Genomic DNA, 25,256 nt, shown 5'->3' on the forward strand with positions numbered 1-25,256 from the left:
TGTTATTGCTCCGCCTTGAGCACATCGGGCACAGACGCACGATGGAAACCATTGAACGACGCGCTGGGTGGCTGCGCCTTGTGCAGCGGCCAGGCGCGGCTGCCCAGGCTGGCGGCGCCGTCGATGCGCAGGGTGCTGCCGCTGATAAAGGCCGCGGCGGGGCTGAGCAGGAACACAATGGCGGCGCTGACCTCCGACTCGGTGCCGATGCGCTTGAGCGGCACGTGTTCGCGCAACGTCGGGATCACCGCCTTGAACGCGCCTTCGTAAGTGTCCATGCCGCTGGAGGCAATCCATCCCGGCGCCACGGCATTGACCCGCACACCGGCGTAACCCCATTCGAACGCGGCGGTCTTGGTGAAGTTGTCCATACCCGAACGGGCCGCTCCGGAGTGACCCATGCCAGGCATGCCGCCCCACATGTCGGCGAGCATGTTGACGATGGCGCCGCCGTGCTGGCTCATGGATTGGTTGAACACTTCACGGGCCATCAGGAAGCCGCCGACCAGGTTGGTACGCAGTACGGTTTCAAAACCTTTCTGGTTGATCGAGGCCAGTGGCGATGGGTACTGGCCGCCGGCGTTATTCACCAGCCCGTGGATCGGCCCGTGCTCGCCGATGAGCTGGCTGACGAGTGCTTTGACCGCCGCTTCATCGCGAATGTCGCAAGCCTGCCAGTGGGCGTTGCCACCGTCCTGGGCTATCTCCGCCGCTACTGCCTGGAGTTTTTCCGGTTTGCGCCCCACGAGTATTACCTGGGCGCCCAGGGCCGCCAGTTCATGGGCGGTGCAGCGGCCAATACCGCTGCCGCCTCCCGTGACAATCACGGTTTGCCCTTGGAACAGGTTGGCTTTGAAGATCGAGTCGAAGGCCACGGCAACGGTCCTTTAGCGAAGTTGATCGGCAATGTGCTGCGGCACGGCAATGGGGATTTCCAGCAGTTGCTGGGCAAACGCCTTGCCTTGCGGGTCGATGCGCAGGCTGGCGATACCACCGCCGCCCAGGGCGTTTTCCAGCAGGAAATTCAGGCTGTGGCTGCCTGGCAAATACCAGCGCTCGACGCGGCCATGCAGGGGATCGAGCACATGGCTCATCCAATCGACGATCACTTCCGGGGTCAGCGCTTCGGCGATCCACGGCAGGTACTCGGGGTCGCGGGCGATCACGCCGATGTTGCTGTGGTTGCCCTTGTCCCCGGAGCGCGCTACGGCGAGTTTCACCAGCGGTACGCTGGCATCTGCGCGGCCTTGAGGCTTGGGTGGATCAAGCGGTGCGGCCGGCGTGGCGAGCGCATGCACGGGCGGTAACGCGCAGGCGTGGCGTTGACCTTGGCATTCGATCAGCGGCTCACACGCGGTTTTGTCGACCAGGAACGAAAACAGTCGGATCAACGGGTAGACCGAAGGTCGCCCACCGACGATGCCTGTCAGGCCCGGTGCCATGCCGGTCGCCGCCTGGGCGATTTCACGGGCGAACAGCAGCAATGCCTGCTTGTTCGGGTGGCGCACGGCGAGTTTCACCACCACTTCGCGGCTGTCGTGGCGTTGGGCGTGGGCGCCGTAGGTGGCTTCGCTGCCCAGCAGTTCGATATTCACTTCGGTGTAGGGCCCCCAACCGCGCTGGCTGAACAGCTCCGACGTCTTGTTGATGATTGCCTGGCTGACGCGCTCGGCCTTGGCCACCGCATCGATCCCGGCCAGCAGGCAACTGGCGGTACAGCGAAAGCCATCCAGGTAAGTGGCGCTGACTTTGTACTGCGCAGTCGGCGGCAAGCCCTTGGCGCCGTGCAGGCGTACGCAGTTTTTGCCCTGTTGCTGCAAGCGCACCTGGCTGAAATCGCAGATCACATCGGGCAACAGGTACGCACGCGGGTCGCCGATTTCATACAGCAGTTGCTCGGCCACGCTAAGTTCACTGATCAACCCGCCCGTACCCTCGACTTTGTTCACGGTGAACTGGCCGTCGGCGCTCACCTCGACGATGGGGAAGCCGATGTGTTCGTAGTCCGGCACGTCGCGCCAATCGGTGAAGTTGCCGCCGGTGCACTGTGCGCCGCATTCGATAATGTGCCCGGCCAGGGCGGCTTGGGCCAGGCGGTCATAGTCCTGCCAGGACCAGCCGAACTCATGCACCAGTGCGGCACTGACCACGGCGCTGTCGACCACCCGGCCGGTGATGACGATATCGGCGCCCAGCGCCAGCGCCTGGACGATGCCGGGAGCGCCGAGATAAGCGTTGGCGGACACGCAGGCCGGCGGCAGCGGCGCGCCGTTGAACAGGTCGGTGACGCCGTGCAGTTGCTTGAGCCGGGGTTGCAGGTCGTCGCCCAGCAGCACGGCGATTTTCAGCGGCAGCCGGGCTTCATCGCAGGCCGCCTGGAGCGCCGCAGCGCAGGCTTGTGGATGGATGCCGCCGGCGTTGCTGATCACGCGGATGCCCTGGCGCTGGATCTCGGCCAACAGTGGCGTGAGCACCTCGACGAAGTCGGTGGCGTAGCCGGCCTGGGGATCTTTCAAGCGCGCCCCGGCGAGGATCGACATTGTGACTTCCGCCAGGTAGTCGAACACCAGGTAGTCCAGCGCGCCGCCCTGCACCAACTGGGCGGCAGCCGTGCTGGTATCGCCCCAGAAAGCGCTGGCGCAGCCGATACGAACCGTCTTGCTCATGAGAAATCCTTCCTCGAATGGCTGGGTCGAGACTACCAAGCAAGCGCTTGGTTTGTAAACTCCCGACACAAGTTCTGCCCAAGCGCTTGCTTGGGTGGCGGTCACAGCCTAAATTGCCGCCCAAGACGTTAGTAGAAATAAAGGAGAGCAGCATGGATGAGCACAAAGCCCAGCGGGTGATGCGCACCATGGTCGATGGCGGCCAATTGACCGACCCCGACAGCGCCCGGGGCAAATTGCTGCAAACCGCGGCTCACCTGTTTCGTAACAAGGGCTTTGAACGCACCACGGTGCGTGACTTGGCCGGCGCCGTGGGCATTCAGTCCGGCAGCATCTTTCATCACTTCAAGAGCAAGGACGAGATTCTGCGTGCGGTGATGGAGGAAACCATCCACTACAACACCGCGATGATGCGTGCTTCCCTCGAGGAGGCGAGCAACGTGCGCGAACGGGTGCTGGCGCTGATCCGCTGCGAATTGCAGTCGATCATGGGCGGCAGTGGCGAGGCCATGGCGGTGCTGGTCTACGAATGGCGCTCGCTGTCGGCCGAAGGCCAGGCCCGGGTATTGGCGCTGCGCGATGTGTACGAAAATATCTGGCTGCAAGTGCTGGAGGAGGCGAAGGCCGCCGGGTACATCAAGGGGGATGTGTTTATTACGCGGCGCTTCCTGACCGGTGCCTTGTCCTGGACCACCACCTGGTTTCGTGCCCAGGGCAGCCTGACACTTGAGCAATTGGCTGACGAAGCCCTGCTGATGGTGCTGAAGTCCGATTGAGGCGCAAGCTGTTAATTTGGCGACGAAAGTTGTCTCGCCTGAGAAAAACGCCTAGCTTACTGATATCAGAGTTTAAACGGTGTGTGCCTTGATGTTATCGCCATGGCGGCTGGCTGCAGGACTTACATTATGGGCCGTGGGCACCGGAGGCTGGATGCCGGCTTCTGCTGCGCAACTGGTGAGGATCGGTGCCGCGCATTTTCCGCCCTACACCGTGCGTCCCGAACAAGGGGCCGACACCGGGATACTGCCGCAATTGGTGGAAGCCCTGAACACGTTGCAAAGCGACTACCAGTTTGTACTGGTGCCGACCTCGATCCCCCGGCGTTTCAGGGACTTCGAGCAGGGCCGGGTCGATATGGCGATCTTCGAAAACCCTGCTTGGGGTTGGAAGGATATTCCTCACACCAGTGTCGACATGGGCCTGGAGGATGCGGAAATTTTCGTCGCCCAGCGTGAGCCCGAGCGCGACCAGCGTTATTTCGCCGACCTGACCGGCAAGCGCCTCGCGGTGTTCAGCGGTTATCACTACGCCTTCGCCAACTTCAACGCCGACCCCAAATACCTGGCCGAACACTTCAACGCCACGCTGACCTATTCCCATGACAGCAACCTGCTGATGGTCGTGCGCGGGCGTGCCGATATCGCGCTGGTGACGCGTTCGTACCTGAGTGACTTCATGGTGCGCAATGCGGACATGGCGGGGAAATTCCTGGTCTCGGAACGTATCGACCAGGTGTATCACCACTACGCCTTGCTGCGGCCGAAAGCGCCGATCACCGGGGAGGCGTTCGCCGCGTTGCTCAAGCATTTGCGCGATAACGGCCAGATGCTGAAGATTTTCGAGCCGTATCGCATCGATGTGATGCCGGTGCCCTGAACCTACACCCGCCGCGCAAACGTATCGCTGTGGCTGCCCGACACCTTGCGGCAATGCACCAGCGCATCCCGGATCATGAAGTTCACCAGGGTCGGCGATACGCCCAGCTCCTTGGCGATGTCCTTTTGCGGCACGCCGTGCAGGCGGTACATCTCGAACGCATAGCGGGTGCGCTGGGGCAACTCCGTCAGGGCGTCGGCGATGTTTTCCAGGGTGTTGAAATTAATGTGCGAGGTTTCCGGTGAGGCACCGTGAATCACCACATTCAGACCTTCCTCTTCCGGTCCCGAATACTTGAGTTCCAGCGCCTGCTTGCGGTAGTGGTCGATCGCCAGGTTGCGCACGATCTGGAACAGATAACTCAGTTGGGCCTTGAACGATGAAGTGATCGTCGGCGCTGACTGCAAGCGGAAGAAGGCGTCTTGCACGACGTCTTCAGCGCGGGAGCGACAGCCGGTAATTCTGGCCGCAATCTTCACCAGGATCAGTCGATTGTCGACGAATGCCTGGAGAAGCGGTGAGTCGCACCTGCCTGTGGATACTGGTTCCGTCATGGAAATTCACCTTGTCGCAAAAGAGGTTAGGGGAGGGCGTCCGTGCTGAAGCCTCCTACACATCGGGCAACAAATTATGCTTAATGATAATTATTGTCAAATGAGAGAAAGAACTAATCCTATGCCTTTCTGCAAGGTGTGAACCGCGTCTCGCGCGTCCCGGGCGACTAATTATTTACCGGCTCCGTCCGTTCTCATGGGTGACAGGTCCGTTAGCGAAACGGCCAAGGATCAGCACCCGCAGGAGGGCGAAATGGGTTTTTACCGTGCAAACAGCGTGTTTCAGTGGGGAGTCCTCAAACCATGAGCACACCCACCCGACTGCGCCTGTTCTGCCTGCCCCATTCGGGCGCCAGCGCCTCGGTTTACACCCGCTGGCGCCGTGCCCTGCCGGACTGGCTGCAAGTGTGCCCGCTGGAGTTGCCGGGGCGCGGCATGCGCATGGACGAGCCGTTGCAGCGCGATATCAAGGCATTGGCGGACCAGCTTGCCGATGAAATCAGCCGCCACCTGGATGGCCCCTACGCGCTGTTCGGTCATAGCCTCGGTGGCCTGCTGGCCTTTGAGTTGGCCCATGCGCTAAGCCTGCGCGATGTGCCCGCGCCACTGGCGTTGTTCGCCTCTGGCACGGCTGGCCCGGCCCGTCGCGATGTCAGTGAATACGCTATCGAAAAGACCGACGAACAATTGCTCGCCCGCCTGCGTGAGCTACAGGGCACCGCCGAAGAAGCCCTGGCCAACCCTGAATTGATGCAGTTGATGCTGCCGATCCTGCGCGCCGATTTCCTGCTGTGCGGCAGCTTCAAGTATGGCGAGCGCGAGCCGCTGGGCATGCCCATCCATGTGTTCGGCGGCAAGCAAGACAGCGTGCGTGCCGACCAGTTGCTGGACTGGCAGATCGATGCCGCCAGTGGCTTCTCCCTGGACATGTTCGACGGCCATCACTTCTTTCTCGTGCAGCACGAAAGCGCCGTGCTGCGCTGCCTGCGTCGTTATGCCGATGAGCACCTGAGCCGTTGGCGCACTGGCACGACGCGGCAGCGGATCGCCGGCTGAACGCTTTCCAATTTTCGATTTTCCCGTAAGCCGATTTCAGGCAGGAACCCCATGATGGACGCCTTCGAACTTCCCCGCACCCTGGTCCAGTCCCTTCAACGTCGCGCCGCGCAGACCCCGGACCAGGTCGCCCTGCGCTTCCTCGCCGAGTCCGCCGAGCACAACGTAGTGCTCAGTTACCGTGACCTGGACCAACGTGCCCGCACCATCGCCGCCGCCTTGCAAGCCAATGCGGCACTGGGTGAACGTGCGGTGCTGCTGTTCCCCAGCGGCCCGGATTACGTCGCGGCGTTCTTCGGTTGCCTGTACGCCGGGGTGATCGCGGTGCCGGCCTACCCGCCGGAGTCCACGCGCCGGCATCACCAGGAACGCTTGCTGTCGATCATCAAGGATGCCGAGCCGCGCCTGCTGCTGACCATCGCCAGCCTCGCCGATGGCCTGGCCCGGATCGAGAATGCGCCGCCAGTGTTGAGCGTCGACAACCTGGATAGCGCGGTCGCCGACGGCTGGATCGAGCCTGAATTGCAGGCTGACGACATCGCTTTCCTGCAATACACCTCCGGCTCCACGGCGTTGCCCAAGGGCGTGCAAGTCAGCCACGGCAACCTGGTGGCCAACGAAGTGCTGATCCGGCGCGGGTTTGGTATCGACCTGAACCCGGATGACGTGATTGTCAGCTGGCTGCCGCTGTACCACGACATGGGCCTGATCGGTGGGCTGCTGCAACCGATTTTCAGCGGCGTGCCCTGTGTATTGATGGCGCCGGCCTATTTCCTCGGGCGGCCATTGCGCTGGCTGGAAGCGATCAGCGAATACGGCGGCACCATCAGTGGCGGGCCGGATTTCGCCTATCGACTGTGCAGCGAGCGGGTCAGCGAGTCAGCCCTGGAGCGCCTGGATTTGAGCCGCTGGCGCGTGGCGTACTCGGGTTCCGAGCCGATCCGCCTCGACACCTTGGAGCGCTTTGCCGAGAAGTTCGCGGCGTGCGGTTTCTCTTCAAACCATTTCTTTGCCTCTTACGGCTTGGCCGAGGCGACCTTGTTTGTCGCCGGCGGCACGCGAGGGCAGGGCATCCCGGCCATGCGCATGGACGAACAGGCCCTGGCCGCCAACCGCGCTGAGCCAGGGCATGGCAGTGCGATCATGAGTTGCGGCACCAGCCAACCGGAACATGCGGTGCTGATCGCTGACCCGCACACGCTCAAGGCGTTAGCCGATAACCACGTCGGCGAACTCTGGGCCACCGGGCCGAGCATCGCCCACGGTTACTGGCGCAACCCCGAAGCCACCGCCAAGACGTTTGTGCAACAGGCCGGCCGTACCTGGCTGCGCACCGGTGACCTGGGCTTCATTCGCGACGGCGAGGTGTACATCACCGGCCGGCTCAAGGATCTGCTGATCGTTCGCGGCCACAACCTGTATCCCCAGGACATCGAGCAAACCCTCGAGCGCGAAGTGCAAGGCATACGCAAGGGCCGGGTCGCTGCATTTGCGGTACAGCATCAGGGCCTGGAGGGTATCGGCATCGCCGCTGAAATCAGCCGCAGCGTGCAGAAAATCCTGGCGCCCGAGGCGCTGATTAAGGCCATCCGCCAAGCCGTGGCCGAGGCCTGCCAGGAAGCCCCGAGCGTGGTGGTGCTGCTCAACCCCGGCGCCTTGCCAAAGACCTCCAGCGGCAAGCTGCAGCGTGCGGCGTGCGCGCTTCGCCACGCCGATGGCAGCCTCGACCGCTATGCGCAGTTCCCCGAGGTGCAAGCCCAGACCAGTGATGCGGCGCTGGAGTCGGCGCTGCAACAGCAGATCGCAGCGATCTGGTGCGAGCAGTTGCAGGTCGACACAGTCGCGGCGGATGACCATTTCTTTCTGCTCGGCGGCAACTCCATTACCGCTACCCAGGTGGTGGCGCGCTTGCGTGAAGTGCTGGGCCTGGAGCTGAATCTGCGCCTGTTGTTCGAAGCGCCGACCCTGTCGGCGTTTGCCGCCGACGTAGCGCAATTGCAACAGGACGGTGGCGTTGCCCAAGGCGCGATTCACGCCCTGTCACGTCAGGACGAGTTGCCCCAATCGCTGGCGCAGAACCGCCTGTGGATCACCTGGCAGTTGGACCCTCACAGCAGCGCCTACACCATTCCCGGTGGGCTGCGCTTGCGTGGCGAGCTGGATGAAGACGCGGTGCGCAGCAGTTTTGCGCAACTGGTCCAGCGCCACGAAGCCCTGCGTACACGCTTTTACGAGCGTGACGGCCAGGCGTTCCAGCGTGTCGACAAAAGCCCCGAGTTCGACCTGCAACGGATCGACCTCAGCGACCTGCCGGTTGCCGAGCGTGAATCCCGTGCCCAACAGATTCGTGAAGACCAGGCGCGCGCGCCGTTCGACCTGGAGAAAGGTCCGCTGCTGCGGGTGACCCTGGTGCGCCTGGACGATGAAGATCATCACTTGCTGGTGACCTTGCACCACATCATCGCCGACGGTTGGTCACTGAACATCCTGATCGACGAATTCTCCCGCTTGTATGCCGCCGCCACTCAGGGCCAACCCCTGGAACTACCGCCGCTGGCCCTGCAATACGCCGACTACGGCAGTTGGCAGCGCCAATGGTTGGCCGAGGGCGAAGGCCAGCGGCAACTGGCGTACTGGCGGGCGCAGTTGGGCGAGGAGCACCCGGCCCTGAGCCTGGCCACCGACCATCCGCGCTCCGCGCAGCAGCGTCACAGCGCCTCGCGCCATAGCGTGCGCCTGAGCGCGGGCCTCAGCGAAGCGATTCGCCAGACCGCCCAGGCCCACGAGTCGACGCCGTTCATGCTGTTGCTGGCGGCGTTCCAAAGCCTGCTGCACCGCTACAGCGGCCAGCGCGATATCCGTATCGGTGTGCCGAATGCCAACCGCCCGCGCCAGGAAACCCAGGGTTTGATCGGCTTTTTCATCAACACCCTGGTGCTGCGCGCCGAGCTGGAGGGGCGCCTGCCGTTCGATCAGCTGTTGGCCGCCACTCGCGACACGGTGCTGGGAGCCCAGGCCCATCAGGATCTGCCCTTCGAGCAGTTGCTCGAAGCCTTCCCGCAAGCCCGTGAGCAAGGGCTGTTCCAAGTGATGTTCAACCATCAGCAACGTGACCTGAGCGCTTTGCGCCGCTTGCCGGGGATGTTGGCCGATGAGTTGCCGTGGCACAGTCGCGAAGCCAAGTTCGACCTGCAATTGCATAGCGAAGAAGACCGCAATGGGCGCCTGAGCCTGTCGTTCGACTACGCCGATGAGCTGTTCGAAAGCCGCACCGTCCAGCGCCTGGCCGAGCACTTCATCAACCTGCTGCACGCGGTGTGCGAGCAGCCGCAGCGGGCCATTGGTGAGCTGACGCTGATGCACACCAACGAGCAGGCTCCCTGGAGTGAGGCGCCGTGCGTGCCGGCCACCCGCTGGCTGCCCGAGTTGTTCAGCCAGCAGGCTTCGGACAACACCGCGCTGGTCTGGCAGGACGGCAGCCTGAGCTTCGCCCAACTGCACAACCAGGCCAACCGCCTGGCGCATTACCTGCGTGACAAAGGCGTTGGCCCGGATGTGTGCGTGGCCATCGCCGCCGAGCGTTCGCCGCAGCTGCTGATCGGCCTGTTGGCGATCATCAAGGCGGGCGGCGCCTATGTGCCGCTGGACCCGGACTACCCCGCCGAGCGCCTGGCCTACATGCTCAACGACAGCGGCGTCGAACTGCTGCTGACCCAGACCGCCTTGCTCGAGCAACTCCCGGCGGCCGACGGCGTGTGCGTGATCGCCATGGACAGCCTGCACCTCGACAGCTGGCCGAGCCAGGCGCCGGGCTTGCACCTCAACGGCGACAACCTCGCCTATGTGATCTACACCTCCGGCTCCACCGGCCAGCCCAAGGGCGTGGGCAATACCCATGCGGCCCTGGCCGAGCGCTTGCAGTGGATGCAGGCCACCTATTGCCTGGATGAAACCGACGTGCTGATGCAAAAGGCGCCGATCAGTTTCGACGTGTCGGTGTGGGAGTGCTTCTGGCCGCTGATCACCGGTTGCCGGCTGGTGCTGGCCGGCCCCGGCGAACATCGCGACCCGCAGCGCATCGCACAATTGGTGCAAGAGCACGGCGTGACCACGCTGCACTTTGTGCCGGCGCTGTTGCAGCTGTTTATCGACGAGCCCCTGGCGCGTGAATGCACCAGCCTGCGTCGCGTGTTCTCTGGGGGCGAGGCGTTGCCTGCCGAACTGCGCAACCGGGTGCTGGCGCAATGGCCGGCCGTGCAATTGCACAACCGTTATGGCCCGACCGAAACCGCGATCAACGTCACCCATTGGCACTGCGATGTGGCAGACGGCGAGCGCTCGCCGATTGGCCGACCCTTGGGCAACGTGATCTGCCGCGTGTTGGACGAGCAATTCAACCCGGTGCCATTGGGTGTGCCGGGTGAGTTGTGCATCGGTGGTATCGGCCTGGCGCGGGGTTACCTCGGCCGCGCCGGGTTGACGGCTGAGCGTTTTGTCGCAGACCAACACGGCACCCGCCTGTATCGCACCGGTGACCGCGCCCGATGGAGCGCCGACGGTGTGCTGGAATACCTGGGGCGTCTTGATCAACAGGTCAAGCTGCGCGGTTTCCGTGTGGAGCCTGAAGAAATCGAAGCGCGCCTGCTGGCCCAAGAGGGCATTGCCCAGGCCGTGGTGCTGGTGCGTGAGGCCAAGCTGATCGGTTATTACACCGCGCCGGCCGGGCTGGACGAGCAGGCCGTGAAAACCGCCCTGGCCGCCGAGCTGCCGGAATACATGGTGCCTGCGCTGCTGATGCGCCTGGATGCCCTGCCGCTGAGCCCCAGCGGCAAGGTCGACCGGCGTGCGCTGCCGGAGCCGGTGTGGCAGCTGCGTGAACACATCGAACCCGAGACCCCGTTGCAGCAGCAGATAGCAGCGATCTGGCGCGAAGTGCTGGGCCTGCCCCGTATCGGCCTGCGCGATGACTTTTTCGCCCTCGGCGGGCATTCGTTGCTGGCCACGCAAATCATTTCCCGCACCCGCCAGGCGTGTGACGTCGAACTGCCGCTGCGCACCTTGTTCGAAGCCAGCGAGTTGGGCGCTTTCGCCGAGCAGGTGGGGCTGATCCAGGCGGCGGGCCATCGCAACCAGCAAGCTCCCATCGCCCGGGTCGACCGCAGCGTGCCGGTGCCGTTGTCCTATTCCCAGCAACGCATGTGGTTCCTCTGGCAGATGGAACCGGACAGCCCGGCCTACAACGTCGGCGGCATGGCGCGCCTGCGCGGTGTGCTGGATGTGGGGCGTTTCGAGGCGGCGTTGCAAGCCCTGATCATGCGCCATGAAACCCTGCGCACCACCTTCCCGAGTGTCGATGGCGTGGCGTATCAGAAGGTCTCGCGCCAGACCGGCCTGCGCATGGACTGGCGGGATTTCTCTGCGCTTACTCCAGCCGATTGCCAGCAACGCCTGCAACAACTGGCCGAGCATGAAGCCCACACGCCCTTCAACCTGGAAACCGGGCCGTTGCTGCGTGCCTGCCTGGTCAAGGCCGGTGAGCAGGAACACTACCTGGTGCTGACCCTGCACCACATCGTCACCGAAGGCTGGGCCATGGACATCTTCGCCCGTGAACTCAGCGCGCTCTATGAAGCCTTCATCGACGAGCGCGATTCGCCGCTGGCGCCGTTGCCGGTGCAATACCTGGACTACAGCGTCTGGCAGCGCCAGTGGCTGGAATCCGGTGAGCGCCAGCGTCAACTGGATTACTGGACGGCGCAACTGGGCCATGAGCACCCCTTGCTCGAACTGCCCGCCGACTGTCCACGGCCACCGGTGCAAAGCCACCAGGGTGAGTTGTACCGCTTCGACCTGAGCGATGCGTTGGCCGCTCGCGTGCGTGCCTTCAATGCCGAGCGCGGCCTGACCCTGTTCATGACCATGACCGCCACCCTGGCCGTGCTGCTTTACCGCTACAGCGGCCAGACCGACCTGCGCATCGGCGCGCCGGTAGCCAACCGTATCCGCCCGGAAAGCGAAGGGCTGATCGGTGCGTTCCTCAACACCCAAGTCTTGCGTTGCCAACTCGACGGGCAAATGCGTGTCGGCGAGTTGTTCGAGCAGGTGCGCCATACGGTGATCGAGGGCCAGTCCCATCAGGACCTGCCGTTCGACCATCTGGTGGAAGCCCTGCAACCTACGCGTAGCGCGGCGTACAACCCGTTGTTCCAGGTGATGTGCAACGTGCAGCGCTGGGAGTTCCAGCAAAGCCGCCAACTGGCCGGCATGACCGTCGAGTACCTGGCCAACGATGCCCGCGCCACCAAGTTTGACTTGAACCTGGAAGTCACCGACCTCGACCAGCGCCTGGGTTGCTGCCTGACCTACAGCACCGACCTGTTCGACGAGCCGCGTATCGCGCGCATGGCCGAGCACTGGCGCAACCTGCTGGAAGCCTTGATCGGCGATCCGCAACAACGCCTCAGCGAACTGCCGCTGCTCAGCGCTGCTGAGCAACGTGCATTGCAGCACAGCCTGGGCGTTGCGGCGGGTGAACATCGTCTCGACCAGTGCCTGCACACGCTGTTCAGCCAGCAAGCGGCGAAGCGGGGCGATGCGCCCGCGTTGACCTTTGCCGGGGTGACCCTCAGCTACCGCGAACTGGACGAACGCGCCAATCGCCTGGCCTGGATGCTGCGCGAGCGCGGTGTCGGCCCACAGGTGCGCGTGGGCCTGGCGCTGCCGCGCTCGCTGGAAATGGTCATCGGCCTGCTGGCAATTCTCAAGGCCGGCGGCGCCTATGTGCCGCTGGACCCGGAATACCCGCTCGACCGTTTGCACTACATGATCGAAGACAGCGGCATTGGCCTGTTGCTCAGCGATGCGGCGATGTTCGAAGCCCTTGGCGAGTTGCCGGCCACGCTGGCGTGCTGGTGCCTGGAAGAGGACTTGCCGGTACTGGCCAACTATCCGGCGACCGAGCCGCCATTGCTCAACCTGCCACAGCATCAGGCGTACCTGATCTACACCTCCGGCTCCACCGGCAAACCCAAAGGTGTGGTGGTGTGCCATGGTGAAATCGCCATGCATTGCCGGGCGGTGATCGAGCGTTTCGGGATGCGTGCGGATGACTGCGAGCTGCACTTCTATTCGATCAACTTCGACGCCGCCACCGAGCGTCTGCTGGTGCCGCTGCTCAGCGGTGCACAGGTGGTGTTGCGCGCCCAGGGCCAGTGGGACGCCGAGGAAATCTGCGCACTGATCCGCACCCATCGCATCAACATCCTGGGCTTCACGCCGAGTTACGGCAGCCAGTTGGCGCAATGGCTGGCCACCCAGCAGCAGACCTTGCCGGTGCGCATGTGCATCACCGGCGGCGAGGCGCTCACCGGCGAGCACTTGCAGCGCATTCGGGCGGCGTTCCAGCCGCAGGTATTCTTCAACGCCTATGGCCCGACCGAAACCGTGGTGATGCCGCTGGCCAGCCTGGCGCCGCAGCAGTTGGAGGCGGGCGCCGGCAGTGTGCCGATCGGCAGCATCATCGGTGACCGCCTGGCGTACATTCTCGACGCCGACCTGGCCCTGGTGCCGCAAGGTGCGACGGGCGAGTTGTACGTCGGCGGTGCCGGCCTGGCCCTGGGGTACCACCAGCGCGCGGGCATGACCGCGGAGCGGTTTGTGGCCGATCCGTTTGCTGGTCGTGGTGGCCGCCTGTATCGCACGGGTGACCTGGTACGCCAACGCGCCGATGGCGAGGTGGAGTATCTGGGGCGTATCGACCATCAGGTCAAGGTGCGAGGCTTTCGTATCGAGCTGGGCGAGATCGAAACCCGCCTGCTGGAGCACGAGGCCGTGCGCGAAGCCGTGGTGCTGGCGCTGGATTCGCCGAGCGGCAAGCAACTGGTGGCGTATCTGGTCAGCGACGCCGAGCACGCCAGCTTGCGTGACGCGCTCAAGGCTCACCTCAAGGCGCAATTGCCGGACTACATGGTGCCCGCGCACCTGATCGTGCTCGACAGCATGCCGTTGACCGCCAATGGCAAGCTCGACCGTCGGGCCTTGCCGCAACCGGACCCCGAGGCCAACCGCCAACAGTATGTCGCGCCATGCAGCGAGTTGGAGCAAACCCTGGCGGCGATCTGGTGCGCGGTATTGAACGTGCAACAGGTCGGGCTGGACGATAACTTCTTCGAGCTGGGCGGCGATTCGATCCTGTCGATCCAGGTGGTCAGCCGTGCGCGGCAGGCGGGCATTCATTTCAGCCCTCGCGACCTGTTCCAGCATCAGACGGTCCGCACCCTGGCCGCCATCGCCACGCGTTCGCAGCAGGTCAAGGCGGAGCAGGGCGTATTGACCGGCAGTTCCGGGCTCACGCCGATCCAGCACTGGTTCTTCGATACCGATATCCCCAATCGCCAGCACTGGAACCAGGCGTTGTTGCTTGCGCCGCAGCAATTGCTCGATCCGCACCGCCTGGAGCAAGCGCTGTTGGCAGTACTGGAACACCACGATGCCCTGCGCCTGAGCTTCACCGCGCGCGATGCCCAATGGCACGCCGAGCACTTGGCGGTGCCCGAAGGCGGCGTACTGATGCAGGCGCACGTGCGTGATATGGACCAATGCACGGCGCTGTTCACCGACACCCAGCGCAGCCTCGACCTGGCCCATGGGCCGCTGCTGCGTGCCTTGCTGGTGGATGGTCCGCAAGGTCAACAGCGCCTGCTGATCGCGATTCACCACCTGGTGGTGGATGGTGTGTCGTGGCGCGTCGTGCTTGAAGACCTGCAAACGGTCTATCGCCAACTGAGCGATGGCCAGTCCGTCGGCCTGCCGGCCAAGACCAGTGCGCTAAGGGATTGGGCGGCACGCCTGCAAGCGTATGCCGGCAGCGAATCGTTGCGTGAAGAACTGGGCACTTGGCAGGCCCGGCTGGCAGGCCCGGAGGTGGCGTTGCCGGTGGATCGAGCACACGGCTCGCTGCGTAATCGCGATGCCGATACCGTCAGTGTGCGCCTGAATGCCGAGCACACGCTTCAATTGCTGCAACAGGCCCCGAGCGCCTACCGCACCCAGGTCAACGACCTGTTGCTGACCGCCCTGGCCCGCGTGCTGTGCCGCTGGAGCGGCCACGCCTCGGCGCTGATCCAACTGGAGGGCCACGGCCGCGAAAGCCTGTTCGATGAGATCGACCTGACCCGCAGTGTCGGTTGGTTCACCAGTGCCTATCCGTTGCGCCTGACGCCACTTGAAGAGCCGGGTGCTTCGATCAAGGCCATCAAAGAGCAACTGCGCGGCGTGCCGCACAAAGGTCTGGGTTACGGCGTGCTGCGCTACCTGGCGGACGACCTGTGCAAGCAGGCCATGGCTGCGCTGCCGAGCGCCGAGATCACTTTCAACTACCTCGGCCAGTTCGACCAGAGCTTTGGTGCCGATGCACTGTTCCACCCACTGGACGAGTCGGCAGGTGTTGCCCATGACCCGGATGCGCCGCTGCCCAACCTGTTGAGCGTCGACAGCCAGGTGTATGGCGGGGAACTGGTCCTGCGCTGGACCTTCAGCCGCGAGCGTCACGACCGCCAGACCATCCGCGAATTGGCCGAGGGCTACCTGGCCGAATTGCAACGCCTGATCGTGCACTGCCTCAAGGACGATGCCGGTGGCTTCACGCCGTCCGACTTCCCCCTGGCGCACCTGACCCAGGCGCAACTGGATGGCTTGCCGGTGCCAGCCAACGCCATCGAGGATGTCTACCCGCTGACGCCGATGCAGGAGGGCCTGTTGCTGCACACCCTACTGGAGCCGGGCACCGGTCTCTACTACATGCAGGACCGCTACCGTATCAACAGCGCCCTGGACCCGCAGCGTTTCGCCCAGGCCTGGCAGGCGGTGATCGCCCGTCACGAAGCCTTGCGCGCGTCGTTCTGCTGGAACGTCGGCGAAGACATGCTGCAAGTGATCCACAAGCCGGGTAGCACACCGATTGAATACCTGGACTGGAGCCACGATGCCGAAGAGCAACAGGAACCGCGTCTGCAAACCTTGCTCAAGGCCGAACGCGAAGCCGGTTTCGATCTGCTCAACCAGGCGCCGTTCCACCTGCGCCTGATCCGCGTGGGTGAAGCGCACTACTGGTTCATGATGAGCAACCACCACATCCTCATCGATGCCTGGTGCCGTTCGCTATTGATGAATGACTTCTTCGAGATCTATACGGCCTTGGGCGAGCACCGCGACGCGCAACTGGCGACGCCACCGCGCTACCGCGACTACATTGCCTGGCTGCAACGCCAGAACCTCAACCAGGCGCGCCAGTGGTGGCAGCAGAACCTTAAGGGGTTTGAACGCACCACGCCGATCCCTAGCGACCGCCCCTTCCTGCGTGAACACGCGGGCCACAGCGGCGGCATGGTGGTCGGCGATTGCTACACCCGCCTGGAGGCTCGCGACGGCGCGCAATTGCGCGAACTGGCCCAGGCCCACCAGCTCACCGTCAATACCTTCGCCCAGGCGGCATGGGCCTTGGTGTTGCGGCGTCTGAGCGGTGAGCGTGACGTGCTGTTCGGCGTCACCGTGGCCGGCCGCCCGGTGGCAATGCCCGAGATGCAACGCACTGTCGGCCTGTTCATCAACAGCATTGCGTTGCGCGTGAAACTGCCCGAGGACGACCAGCCTTGCAGCGTGCGCCAATGGTTGACCGACCTGCTCGACAGCAACATGCAACTGCGTGAGTACGAGTACTTGCCGCTGGTGACGATCCAGGAACACAGCGAGCTGCCCAAGGGCCAGCCGCTGTTCGACAGCCTGTTCGTGTTCGAAAACGCCCCGGTGGAAGTCTCGGTGCTGGACCATGCGCAAAGCCTGAACGCCACGTCGGACTCCGGCCGCACCCACACCAACTTCCCGCTGACCGCCGTGTGCTACCCCGGCGATGACCTCGGTTTGCACCTGTCCTATGACCAGCGTTATTTCGATGAAACCACCGTGCAAGGCATGCTTGGCGAGTTCAAGCGCTTGCTGCTGGCGCTGGTGCAGGGCTTCCATGGCGACATGGCCGAGCTGCCCCTGATCGGCGCGCAAGAGCGCGAGTTCCTGGTGCAGGGCTGTAACCAGAGCGAGCAGGCTTACCCGCTGGAACGCAGCTATATCGAGCTGTTCGAAGAACAGGTGGCAGCCCATCCACAACGCATTGTCGCCAGTTGCCTGGCGCAGCGCTGGACCTATGCCGAGTTGAACCGTCGCGGCAATGGCTTGGGGCACGCGCTGATCGCGGCGGGTGTCGGCCTGGATCAACCGGTGGCGTTGCTGGCCGAACGCAGCCTTGACCTGCTGGGCATGATCATCGGCAGCTTCAAGGCCGGTGCCGGTTACCTGCCGCTGGACCCCGGGCTGCCGGGCCAGCGTCTGCGCAGCATTATCGACTTGAGCCGCACACCGCTGCTGGTGTGCACCGAGGCGTGTCGCGAACTGGCCATCGAACTGCTGGAGGGCACCGATTGCGCGTTGCTGGTATGGGAGGACGTTCCGGGCCGTGGAGAAAACCCAGGTGTCTACAGCGGCCCGGACAGCCTCGCGTATGTGATCTACACCTCAGGTTCCACCGGCCTGCCCAAAGGCGTGATGGTCGAACAGCGCGGCATGCTCAATAACCAGTTGAGCAAGGTGCCGTACCTGCAACTGAGTGAGGCGGACGTGATCGCCCAGACCGCCTCGCAAAGCTTCGATATTTCTGTATGGCAGTTCCTCACCGCGCCGCTGTTTGGCGCACGGGTGGACATCGTGCCGAACACGCTGGCCCATGATCCGCACGGTTTGCTGGAGCATGTCCAGGCGCAAGGCATCACGGTGCTGGAGAGCGTGCCGTCACTGATCCAGGGCATGCTCGCCCAGGATCGCATCAGCCTCGACGGCCTGCGCTGGATGCTGCCGACCGGCGAAGCGATGCCACCGGAGCTGGCGCACCAGTGGTTGCAGCGTTATCCCGAGATTGCGCTGGTGAACGCCTATGGCCCGGCGGAGTGTTCGGATGACGTCGCGTTTTTCCGCGTCGACCTGGCGTCGACCCGTGGCACCTATCTGCCGATAGGCACGCCGACCGACAACAATCGTTTGTACCTGCTGGATGGTGCGCTGGAGTTGGTGCCGCAGGGCGCGGTCGGTGAGTTGTGCGTGGCGGGTACGGGGGTCGGGCGTGGGTATGTCGGCGATCCGCTGCGCACGGCCCCGGTATTTGTGCCGAACCCCTTCGGCGCACCGGGCGAGCGGCTGTACCGCACCGGCGACCTGGCGCGCCGTCGCAGTGACGGCGTGCTGGAGTACGTCGGGCGTATCGACCATCAAGTGAAAATTCGCGGCTACCGCATCGAACTGGGTGAAATCGAAGCCCGCCTGCATGAGCAACCCGAAGTGCGCGACGCGGCCGTCGGCGTGCAGGAAGGGGTCAACGGCAAGCATCTGGTCGGCTATCTGGTGGCGGCTGACGAAAGCCTCAACCCCAGCGAGCGCCTGGACCGCATCAAGCAGCGCCTGCGCGCCGAACTGCCGGAATATATGGTGCCGCTGCACTGGCTCTGGCTCGACCGCCTGCCGCTCAACGCCAACGGCAAACTCGACCGCAAGGCCCTGCCGGCGCTGGACATCGGCCAGTTGCACAGCCAGGACTACCTGGCACCGCGCAACGCACTGGAAACCACCCTGGCCGGGATCTGGGCCGAGGTCCTCAAGGTTGAGCGGGTGGGGGTGCAGGACAACTTCTTCGAACTGGGCGGGCATTCATTGCTGGCCACGCAAATTGCCTCGCGGGTGCAGAAGACCTTGCAGCGCGATGTGCCGCTGCGGGCGATGTTCGAGTGCAGTACGGTTGCGGAGTTGGCTGAATATATCGACGGGTTGGCGGCCAATGAGATCAGTGCCGAGAAGGTGGATCGGTTGAGTGACCTGATGGCGGAATTGGAGGGATTGTGAGGCGGCCGTTAGTCGGATATAGCGTGACGTTGTGTCGGAACTGTCAATTCTGACAGTAGGCAGGCGGATGTCAAAAGGGCTCACTTGAGGAAACCCCTCGGTCTCTGACTTGAGGGGATTTCCCATGGAACAAGGAGTTCTTGTCATGACAAAAGAAAAAACAACGCACGAAGTCCCTTCAGATCCGGTCGTTGTGAAAACGTCCAAATCGGTCAAACCCAAGGCTCTGGAAGTGGATGCCCCACTCATTTCCAGTGAGGTGGATAGCACCGTTACGCCCCCCAATATGCCGGGTTCATATCTGACCGTTGATTTGCGAATGGACAGTTCGACTATCACCGTCAAGTTCCGCGCAAAGGAGGCGCCTGAGTTGGTGCTGGAGGATCTTGTAGATTCAAGCGGTGAGGCGGGCGCCAGGAAGATAGACATCCCTCTAGATTACCTGACGCCACTCATGGGGTTCACGGCTCTCATTTCCTATGAAGGGAAGTCGCAAGGGCAGGCGGCTACATCGTCGGTCAAGGAAGTGGGAATATCGTTTTACTCAGCCAGTGAAAGTGAGGCACTCGCTCCATATTTGCTACACGAAAAAAATGTAAATAACACGCCTACCTATGACATGCACGATCACCCAGACGATGAAACCGTCCTCGTGCCGGTGCCCCCTCTTGCCAAAGCGGGCGATAGAGTTTACTGCACCGCTGCCACCGAGCAGGACGCCCTCAAGCACGTTTTCTACACTGTGACTAATGGCCATGAATTGACTCCTGAAGAGGCAACTCCGGGCTACATACTCCAATTTCCCATAGCGCGTGGCTGGCTGGCACGACGTAAGCCATGGCGGTCGCTAACCCTCCAGTGTGGCTGGCTCACCAGTAAACTTGCGGCCAAGCCTCCTGCTCCTGTTCCTCCTCACTTGGAGACGCTCCTGCCCGAAAACGCTCTCGAAATCCAAAAGCGCCGAACTGCTGCTTTCATTGTGGATAATGTGCTTAAAAACTTGCCGCCTCCACATCTTCGGCAGTCGGTGCCCTACAACGAAGAATGGTGCCTTAACCCCGAACTCACCAAGGGGGGTGGTGATATAGACGCCGCTAACCTGGATACATATGCGCAGGATAAGGTTTGTTTCTATGCGAGTGGGGTCGGTTACGGACCGGAGCCGCTCGGCTGTGTCACGATTGATGAAGGTGGGGAGCTGGCGTCCGCCAAGTTGCCATCCTGTGTTGTCGCCTGTTTCTTCAACAAACCGATGACGCTGTCCTACACCATTCAGTTCCCCAATAGTGAGGCAGTACAATCATCACCTGAAAGGGTGGTCAACGTAATGGCCCCTCTGCTATCTGCGGCGGAGATTGAAGACGCAACCCTTGCCACGTTGGATCTGAATACCTTCGCGGGTGACGCGACAGCTTTTGTACCTGTCTGGGGCTACGCTGCATGCTCGGAATGCTGCTGGATGTGGATCACAGGTGAAGATGAAGACGGCAACGACCATCGTATCGACATACTGATGGGAGCGCCTGTCACGGATGATTGGAAGATGCATGGGGTTGATACACCCATCCTGAGGGCAGCGCTACAAGAGCTCGCAGATTGCAGCGATTTTAAATTGCACTTTGCGGCGAGCTTTTGTGGTGTCACTGATCGCGCACAGGCCATCGACGCGCCGACGACAACGTTCAATATTACTCAAGAGGACCTGCAATTAGGCAAGCCCAAAGTCGTGCAGGCGGTGGAGGATGACTTGGAACCCTACAATGGCCGCGAAGGTGTAGATGTCGTCGTCGATTTTCAGCGTATGAGCCACCGGCAGGAAATCAGCCTTTGCTGGTTGAAAAAGGATGGCAGCTGTTGGCCAGTGGTGCCCAAGCCGGGCACCAGACCAGGGCCTGTAAACTTCCATTTACCGCGTGAAGCAGTGATTGAAGCTATCGGTACCACGGTCACAATCAATTACACGGTTAGCAGTGCCTGCAAGTTGGCCACTTCGGAAGATTTGCGGCTGAAAGTCGGTATTCCCCACCGGTTACCGACTCCCGTGGTACGACAGGCAGTACCCGTTGCGACTCAGGACGGCATCCTGAGCTTGGGTACGTTCGTCGGGAACGCAGATATTGAGGTAGAGAAATGGTGGTTCATTCTGCTTGGTCAAAAAGGCTGGATGCGCGGTGTCGGGACACGCCAAAATGGCAGTCCTTACGCTTTCAATGTGTATCTGGCAAAAGCAGTGACAAACGTCAGTGAGGGGATGAAAGATATAGTGCCAAGATCGCACTTGGCGGTCTTGAAGCACGGCTCTCGATTAACCTTCACGTTCAATAGCACTCCAGACGGTAGTGCGAGTGAAAGTAACACGGTAATTTTCCCGTCGTTGAGTTTGATATTCCAATCGTCGTACTACGATTTCACGCCGTTCAGCAACGGCCGCAATGGCTGGCTTGACGGGCCTGCGAGTCAAGGCGAAAACCAACTCTCATACCAACTTGGTAAGTATTGCATAGCCAACGGCACACTCAGTTCAGGCAGTTCTGGCGTCGTTTTATATAAAAACTTCACTGGACTTGAGGTCGGGCGCAGTTACCGTTTCAGCATGCTCGGCTGTTCCTATAACGGGGCAGCGCCACTGCCAGTATTGGCACTGGTGGTTAATGGAAACTACCTTGCGTCAAGTACCTTCTCAATGTCTTGGAAAAAAATAGAGGGGACCTTTGTAGCCACTGGCTCATCAATGGTATTGCAAGTTCATACGTTGGTTGCCTCAGGGGCGGACGGTAACGACTTTGGTATGACGGAACTCAAGGTGGAGTACCTATAGGGCTGCGATCAAGTACTGAAGGAGAAAACGCTCCTGTCATTGGCAGGAGCGTTTTGCATTGGGGGGATGGGACGATTATTTGCTACCCAAAATCTTCCCCAACTTCTCCGGCGAAGGTGCCCCTTGCTGTTGCTGCAACCCGCCCTTGTCATCCAGATAAAAAATCGCCGGAGTGGCCGACAACTCCAACTCATCCATCAATTTCATATTGGCATCCAGCTTGGCCTCGATCGCCGCCGGGATCTTGTCCAGCGCCTGCAACTTGCTGCCCTTGCCGGCGGCTTCGTGTTCGGCCAGGGCTTTTTGCGGGTCCTGGGCGGCGAACAGGGCGGCCGACTTGCCGGGGCTGTCTTCGCGGATGATGCCGACCATGATGTGGCGCAGCTGCACCTTGCCGGCTTTTACCCACGGGCGGGCCTGTTCCCAGAACATGTTGCAGTAGGGGCAGTTGGGGTCGCTGAACAGGTAGACAATACGCGGCGCGTTTTTATCGCCGTCCTGAATCCAGTTGCTGTGTTCCATCTTGGCCCAGACTTCCTTGGCCATCGGCGCGTATACGAGTTTTTCCAGGGGCGCGCTGCTCAGGTCGTTGCCTTGGGCGTCGTACAGGTTGCCGGCGAGCACGCTTTTGCCGTCGGCGGTCAGGTACAGCGCCATGCCGCGGTTCTGGTATTGCGCGGCGTAGCCGGTGAGCCCGCTGGGGGCGTCGAACTTGCCGAGGATCTTGGCGCCCTTGGCTTCGATCTGTTTGATCGGCGCCGGCCAGTCTTCGGCCTGGGCCATGGCGGCGGCCAGGGTCAATGGCAGCAGGGTCAGCAGGTGGCGGAGGCTTGGCATGTCGGTTTCCTTGTGGCGGCAGGGGCTGAGTCGAAGGGTTCCATGGCGCGGGCCAGGCTGGCCTGGGACAGCTCGCCCAGGTGGCTGTTGATCAGCCGCCCATCGGCTTGATAAAACAGGGTGGTCGGCAACGCCATGGAGCCTACGGCTTGGCCGAGGCGGCCACTGGCGTCAAACAACACGTTGTCGAGGGTCAGGCCCTGGGTGGCGAGGAAGGTGCTGACGCTTTGCATGCTTTCGGCCTGGTTGACGAACAGGAAGGTCACGTCGGGCCGTTGGTGTTGGGCGCGTTCCAGCACCGGCATTTCGCGGCGACACGGTGGGCACCAGGTGGCCCACAGGTTGATCACCAGCGGGCCGCCTTTGTAATCAGCCAGTTGCACCACATCGCCATTGGCATTGCGCAAGGTGATGTCCGGCAACTGCGCGCCTTTGTCGTACAGGCTCAAGGACATACTGCCCATGCCCCAGAACACCAGCCCGGTGATAACCCCGGCGCTCAGTGGTTTACGCAGGGGCGGGCGACGCCAACCGTAGGCCAGCGCGCCGAGCACCAGCGCGATCACGCCGGGCCAGGCGAGAAAGCCGCCATCGCGCAGGTCGACCATCTGCAACCAGTCGTTGCGGTACTCGTTCCAGTACATCAGCACAAAGCTGGCGCGTGCCACCAGCATGCCCAGCAGGAACAGGCTGAACAGCACGGATTCCGGGTTTTCCCCGCCACGCTTGGCCACGCGCCAACCCACCAAAGTGGCGAGAATCAGCGCGCTGATCAACAGGATGTGATTCAGGGCAATGGCGAAGGTGCCGATGGTCAGGGTCAGCATCAGAGCGCGTCCCGGGTGTGTGTCCAACGTTGCAGGAAGCCGGCGGCATCCACTTCGCCTGTGATGCGTTGGGCGCGGCGTTCTTCACCGTCCGGGCCGATCCACACGAAGCTGGGTGGCCCCGGCACCTGGTAGCGGCCGAGCAGGGCGCGGCTCGCCGCGTTATCGGCAGTGACGTCCAGGCGCAGCAGGCGTACGTCTTTCAGGGCATCCATGACTTCAGGTTTGCCGAACACCTGTTTTTCCATGATCTTGCACGACACGCACCAGTCGGCGTAGTAGTCCACCAGCACCCATTGGCCTTGAGCCTTGGCGGCGTCGAGCTGGCTTTGCAGCACGGCCGGGTCGTTAATGGTCATGAACGTATCATGGCCAGTCGTTGCGGCGGCGGCACGCGAGCCGCTATAGACCTTCAGCGGTTGCCACAGGTCATCGCTGCCACCGGCCGCGCCGACCACCAGCACCGCGCCCCACAGGCCCAGCACCAGCGAGCCTGCACCCAATACCTTGGCGGCCAGCCCGTATTCGCGGGCCAATATCCAGCCGCAGTAGGCCATGACCAGCGCCAGTGCGCCCCACAGGCCGAGCCACAGGCTTTCGTTGATGACCGGGCGGATCATCAGCACGGCGGTGCCCAGGAACAGGAAGCCGAAGATGCCCTTGAGCACATTCATCCAGGTGCCTGGCTTGGGCAGGAAGCGGTTGCCCACCGTCACCAGCAGCAACAGCGGCACGCCGATGCCGATGCCCATGGCGAACAGAATCAGGCCACCGTGCAGCGCATTGCCGCTCTGGGCGATATACAGCAGGGCGCCGGCCAGCGGCGCGGTCATGCACGGCCCCACCAGCAGGCCGGACAGCGCACCGAGCATGCCCGCGCCCACCAGGCTGCCACCGCTTTGCTGGCGGCTGACGTTGTCCAGGCGGTCACGCAGGAAGGCCGGCAGTTGCAGCTCGAAGAAACCGAACATCGGCAGGGCGAGGATCACAAACAGCGCGGCAAAACTGCCCAGGATCCACGGGGTTTGCAGCAACGCGGCAAGGTTGCCGCCAAGCAGCGCAGCCAACACGCCGAGCGCTGCATACACCAGGGCCATGCACACCACATAACTGCTGGCCAGGGCAAAACCCCGGCGCGGGCTGGCGCCGCTGCCGACGACCAGGCCGGCGAGGATCGGCAACATCGGCAACGAACACGGCGCAAACGCCAGCAGCAGGCCCAAGCCAAAGAACACCAGCAGGCTCCAGCCCAGACTGCGTTGTTGCAGGCCGCTGGCCAGGCTCTGGTCCTGGGCCTGGGTGGTGGCGGCAACGGCAGGGTTACCGCCCAGATCCACGGTGATCGACTGCGGCGGATAGCACAGGCCGGCATCGGCACAGCCCTGCCAACCGAGTTTGACCTGGCCGGTGACACCCGCCGGGATCTTCACTTCCAGGCCTTGGCGATACACTTCCTGCTCGCCAAAAAACTCATCGCTATGGGCTTCACCCTGCGGCAGCGCGGGCTTGTCGGCCAGGCCGTCGAACTTCATGCGCTGCTTGTACAGGTAATAACCGTCGGCAATCTGCCAATATAGCTGGGTCTCGCCAGTTTCCAGGCGCTCGGAGGTAAACGTGAAGGCTTTGCCCACCGGGAGGAAGTCGGGTTTGGTCTCGAAAGGATTACTGCCCGGCGCAGCCTGGGCGAACCCCGCGAACAACACCAGCAAAAAGGTAAACAGATGCCGCATGGTCAAGCCTTAGTTCGATGCAAGTGAGGCACACAATGTGTGGCGTTGATTAACCGATGATTAACCGGCGCTATTCTAGAGTGTAGGGAAAGTCTGAGCGCGCCTCTTTTCACGGCATAATCTGCGCTTAATCCGCCCAGCCTTTAATCTCCCCATCTTTTATGAAGGGTTCA

General features: G+C 62.6%; 11 protein-coding genes. 5 read left to right on the plus strand and 6 right to left on the minus strand.

What is annotated here, in order from left to right; genetic code table 11:
- Nucleotides 1–2 precede the first annotated feature (2 nt).
- Together ACQRBT_RS16485 and ACQRBT_RS16490 are read right to left on the minus strand one after the other, a co-directional pair.
- Entirely contained in the window at nucleotides 3–875 is an 873-nt protein-coding gene (locus tag ACQRBT_RS16485) for an SDR family oxidoreductase (protein WP_244385368.1), read from the minus strand.
- Nucleotides 876–887: 12 nt separating this feature from the next.
- Nucleotides 888–2,666, minus strand: coding sequence for an acyclic terpene utilization AtuA family protein (locus ACQRBT_RS16490; protein ID WP_412047543.1), 1,779 nt, complete (start codon nucleotides 2,664–2,666; stop codon nucleotides 888–890).
- A gap of 152 nt (nucleotides 2,667–2,818) precedes the next feature.
- On the opposite strand from ACQRBT_RS16490, the gene ACQRBT_RS16495 reads away from it, so the two are divergent.
- On the plus strand, nucleotides 2,819–3,442 hold the full coding sequence (locus tag ACQRBT_RS16495) for a TetR/AcrR family transcriptional regulator (RefSeq protein WP_060755996.1): 624 nt from the start codon (nucleotides 2,819–2,821) through the stop codon (nucleotides 3,440–3,442).
- 91 nt (nucleotides 3,443–3,533) lie between these two features.
- Nucleotides 3,534–4,322, plus strand: coding sequence for a substrate-binding periplasmic protein (locus tag ACQRBT_RS16500; protein ID WP_090369562.1), 789 nt, complete (start codon nucleotides 3,534–3,536; stop codon nucleotides 4,320–4,322).
- Nucleotides 4,323–4,324: 2 nt separating this feature from the next.
- On the opposite strand, the gene ACQRBT_RS16505 is transcribed toward ACQRBT_RS16500, so the two are convergent.
- Nucleotides 4,325–4,876, minus strand: coding sequence for an RNA polymerase factor sigma-70 (locus ACQRBT_RS16505; RefSeq protein ID WP_060755994.1), 552 nt, complete (start codon nucleotides 4,874–4,876; stop codon nucleotides 4,325–4,327).
- Between the two features lie 303 nt (nucleotides 4,877–5,179).
- On the opposite strand from ACQRBT_RS16505, the gene ACQRBT_RS16510 reads away from it, so the two are divergent.
- The 3 genes from ACQRBT_RS16510 (at nucleotide 5,180) to ACQRBT_RS16520 (ending at nucleotide 21,689) form a co-directional block, all read left to right on the plus strand.
- Entirely contained in the window at nucleotides 5,180–5,932 is a 753-nt protein-coding gene (locus ACQRBT_RS16510; RefSeq protein WP_104994406.1) for a thioesterase II family protein, read from the plus strand.
- Between the two features lie 51 nt (nucleotides 5,933–5,983).
- Entirely contained in the window at nucleotides 5,984–18,871 is a 12,888-nt protein-coding gene (locus ACQRBT_RS16515; protein WP_412047544.1) for a non-ribosomal peptide synthetase, read from the plus strand.
- A gap of 145 nt (nucleotides 18,872–19,016) precedes the next feature.
- Nucleotides 19,017–21,689 (plus strand): hypothetical protein, encoded by a 2,673-nt coding sequence (locus ACQRBT_RS16520; RefSeq protein WP_412047545.1) that lies wholly within the window; start codon nucleotides 19,017–19,019, stop codon nucleotides 21,687–21,689.
- Nucleotides 21,690–21,764: 75 nt separating this feature from the next.
- Here the strand turns inward: ACQRBT_RS16520 and dsbG are convergent, their stop codons facing one another.
- From dsbG to dsbD, 3 genes are read right to left on the minus strand one after another with little or no spacing between them, the layout of a single operon-like run.
- Complete coding sequence (gene dsbG, locus ACQRBT_RS16525) at nucleotides 21,765–22,526, minus strand: thiol:disulfide interchange protein DsbG (RefSeq protein WP_161549147.1); 762 nt, start codon at nucleotides 22,524–22,526, stop codon at nucleotides 21,765–21,767.
- Entirely contained in the window at nucleotides 22,502–23,353 is an 852-nt protein-coding gene (locus ACQRBT_RS16530) for a TlpA disulfide reductase family protein (protein WP_060755989.1), read from the minus strand. The genes dsbG and ACQRBT_RS16530 overlap by 25 nt, the downstream gene beginning before the upstream one ends.
- The gene (gene dsbD, locus ACQRBT_RS16535; protein WP_412047546.1) at nucleotides 23,353–25,083 is read right to left on the minus strand and encodes a protein-disulfide reductase DsbD; all 1,731 of its coding nucleotides are present in this window, start codon (nucleotides 25,081–25,083) and stop codon (nucleotides 23,353–23,355) included. The genes ACQRBT_RS16530 and dsbD overlap by 1 nt, the downstream gene beginning before the upstream one ends.
- Between the last annotated feature and the right edge of the window lie 173 nt (nucleotides 25,084–25,256).

The organism is Pseudomonas sp. R19M (assembly GCF_050312585.1).
Classification (GTDB): domain Bacteria; phylum Pseudomonadota; class Gammaproteobacteria; order Pseudomonadales; family Pseudomonadaceae; genus Aquipseudomonas; species Aquipseudomonas palleroniana.

Bases quoted from the DNA above. Each gene is read 5' to 3' on its own strand.
- ACQRBT_RS16530 (WP_060755989.1), bottom strand. From the start codon at position 23,353: ATGCTGACCCTGACCATCGGCACCTTCGCCATTGCCCTGAATCACATC.
- ACQRBT_RS16515 (WP_412047544.1), top strand. From the start codon at position 5,984: ATGATGGACGCCTTCGAACTTCCCCGCACCCTGGTCCAGTCCCTTCAA.
- ACQRBT_RS16500 (WP_090369562.1), top strand. From the start codon at position 3,534: ATGTTATCGCCATGGCGGCTGGCTGCAGGACTTACATTATGGGCCGTG.
- ACQRBT_RS16495 (WP_060755996.1), top strand. From the start codon at position 2,819: ATGGATGAGCACAAAGCCCAGCGGGTGATGCGCACCATGGTCGATGGC.
- ACQRBT_RS16520 (WP_412047545.1), top strand. From the start codon at position 19,017: ATGACAAAAGAAAAAACAACGCACGAAGTCCCTTCAGATCCGGTCGTT.
- dsbD (WP_412047546.1), bottom strand. From the start codon at position 25,083: ATGCGGCATCTGTTTACCTTTTTGCTGGTGTTGTTCGCGGGGTTCGCC.
- ACQRBT_RS16490 (WP_412047543.1), bottom strand. From the start codon at position 2,666: ATGAGCAAGACGGTTCGTATCGGCTGCGCCAGCGCTTTCTGGGGCGAT.
- ACQRBT_RS16510 (WP_104994406.1), top strand. From the start codon at position 5,180: ATGAGCACACCCACCCGACTGCGCCTGTTCTGCCTGCCCCATTCGGGC.
- dsbG (WP_161549147.1), bottom strand. From the start codon at position 22,526: ATGCCAAGCCTCCGCCACCTGCTGACCCTGCTGCCATTGACCCTGGCC.
- ACQRBT_RS16505 (WP_060755994.1), bottom strand. From the start codon at position 4,876: ATGACGGAACCAGTATCCACAGGCAGGTGCGACTCACCGCTTCTCCAG.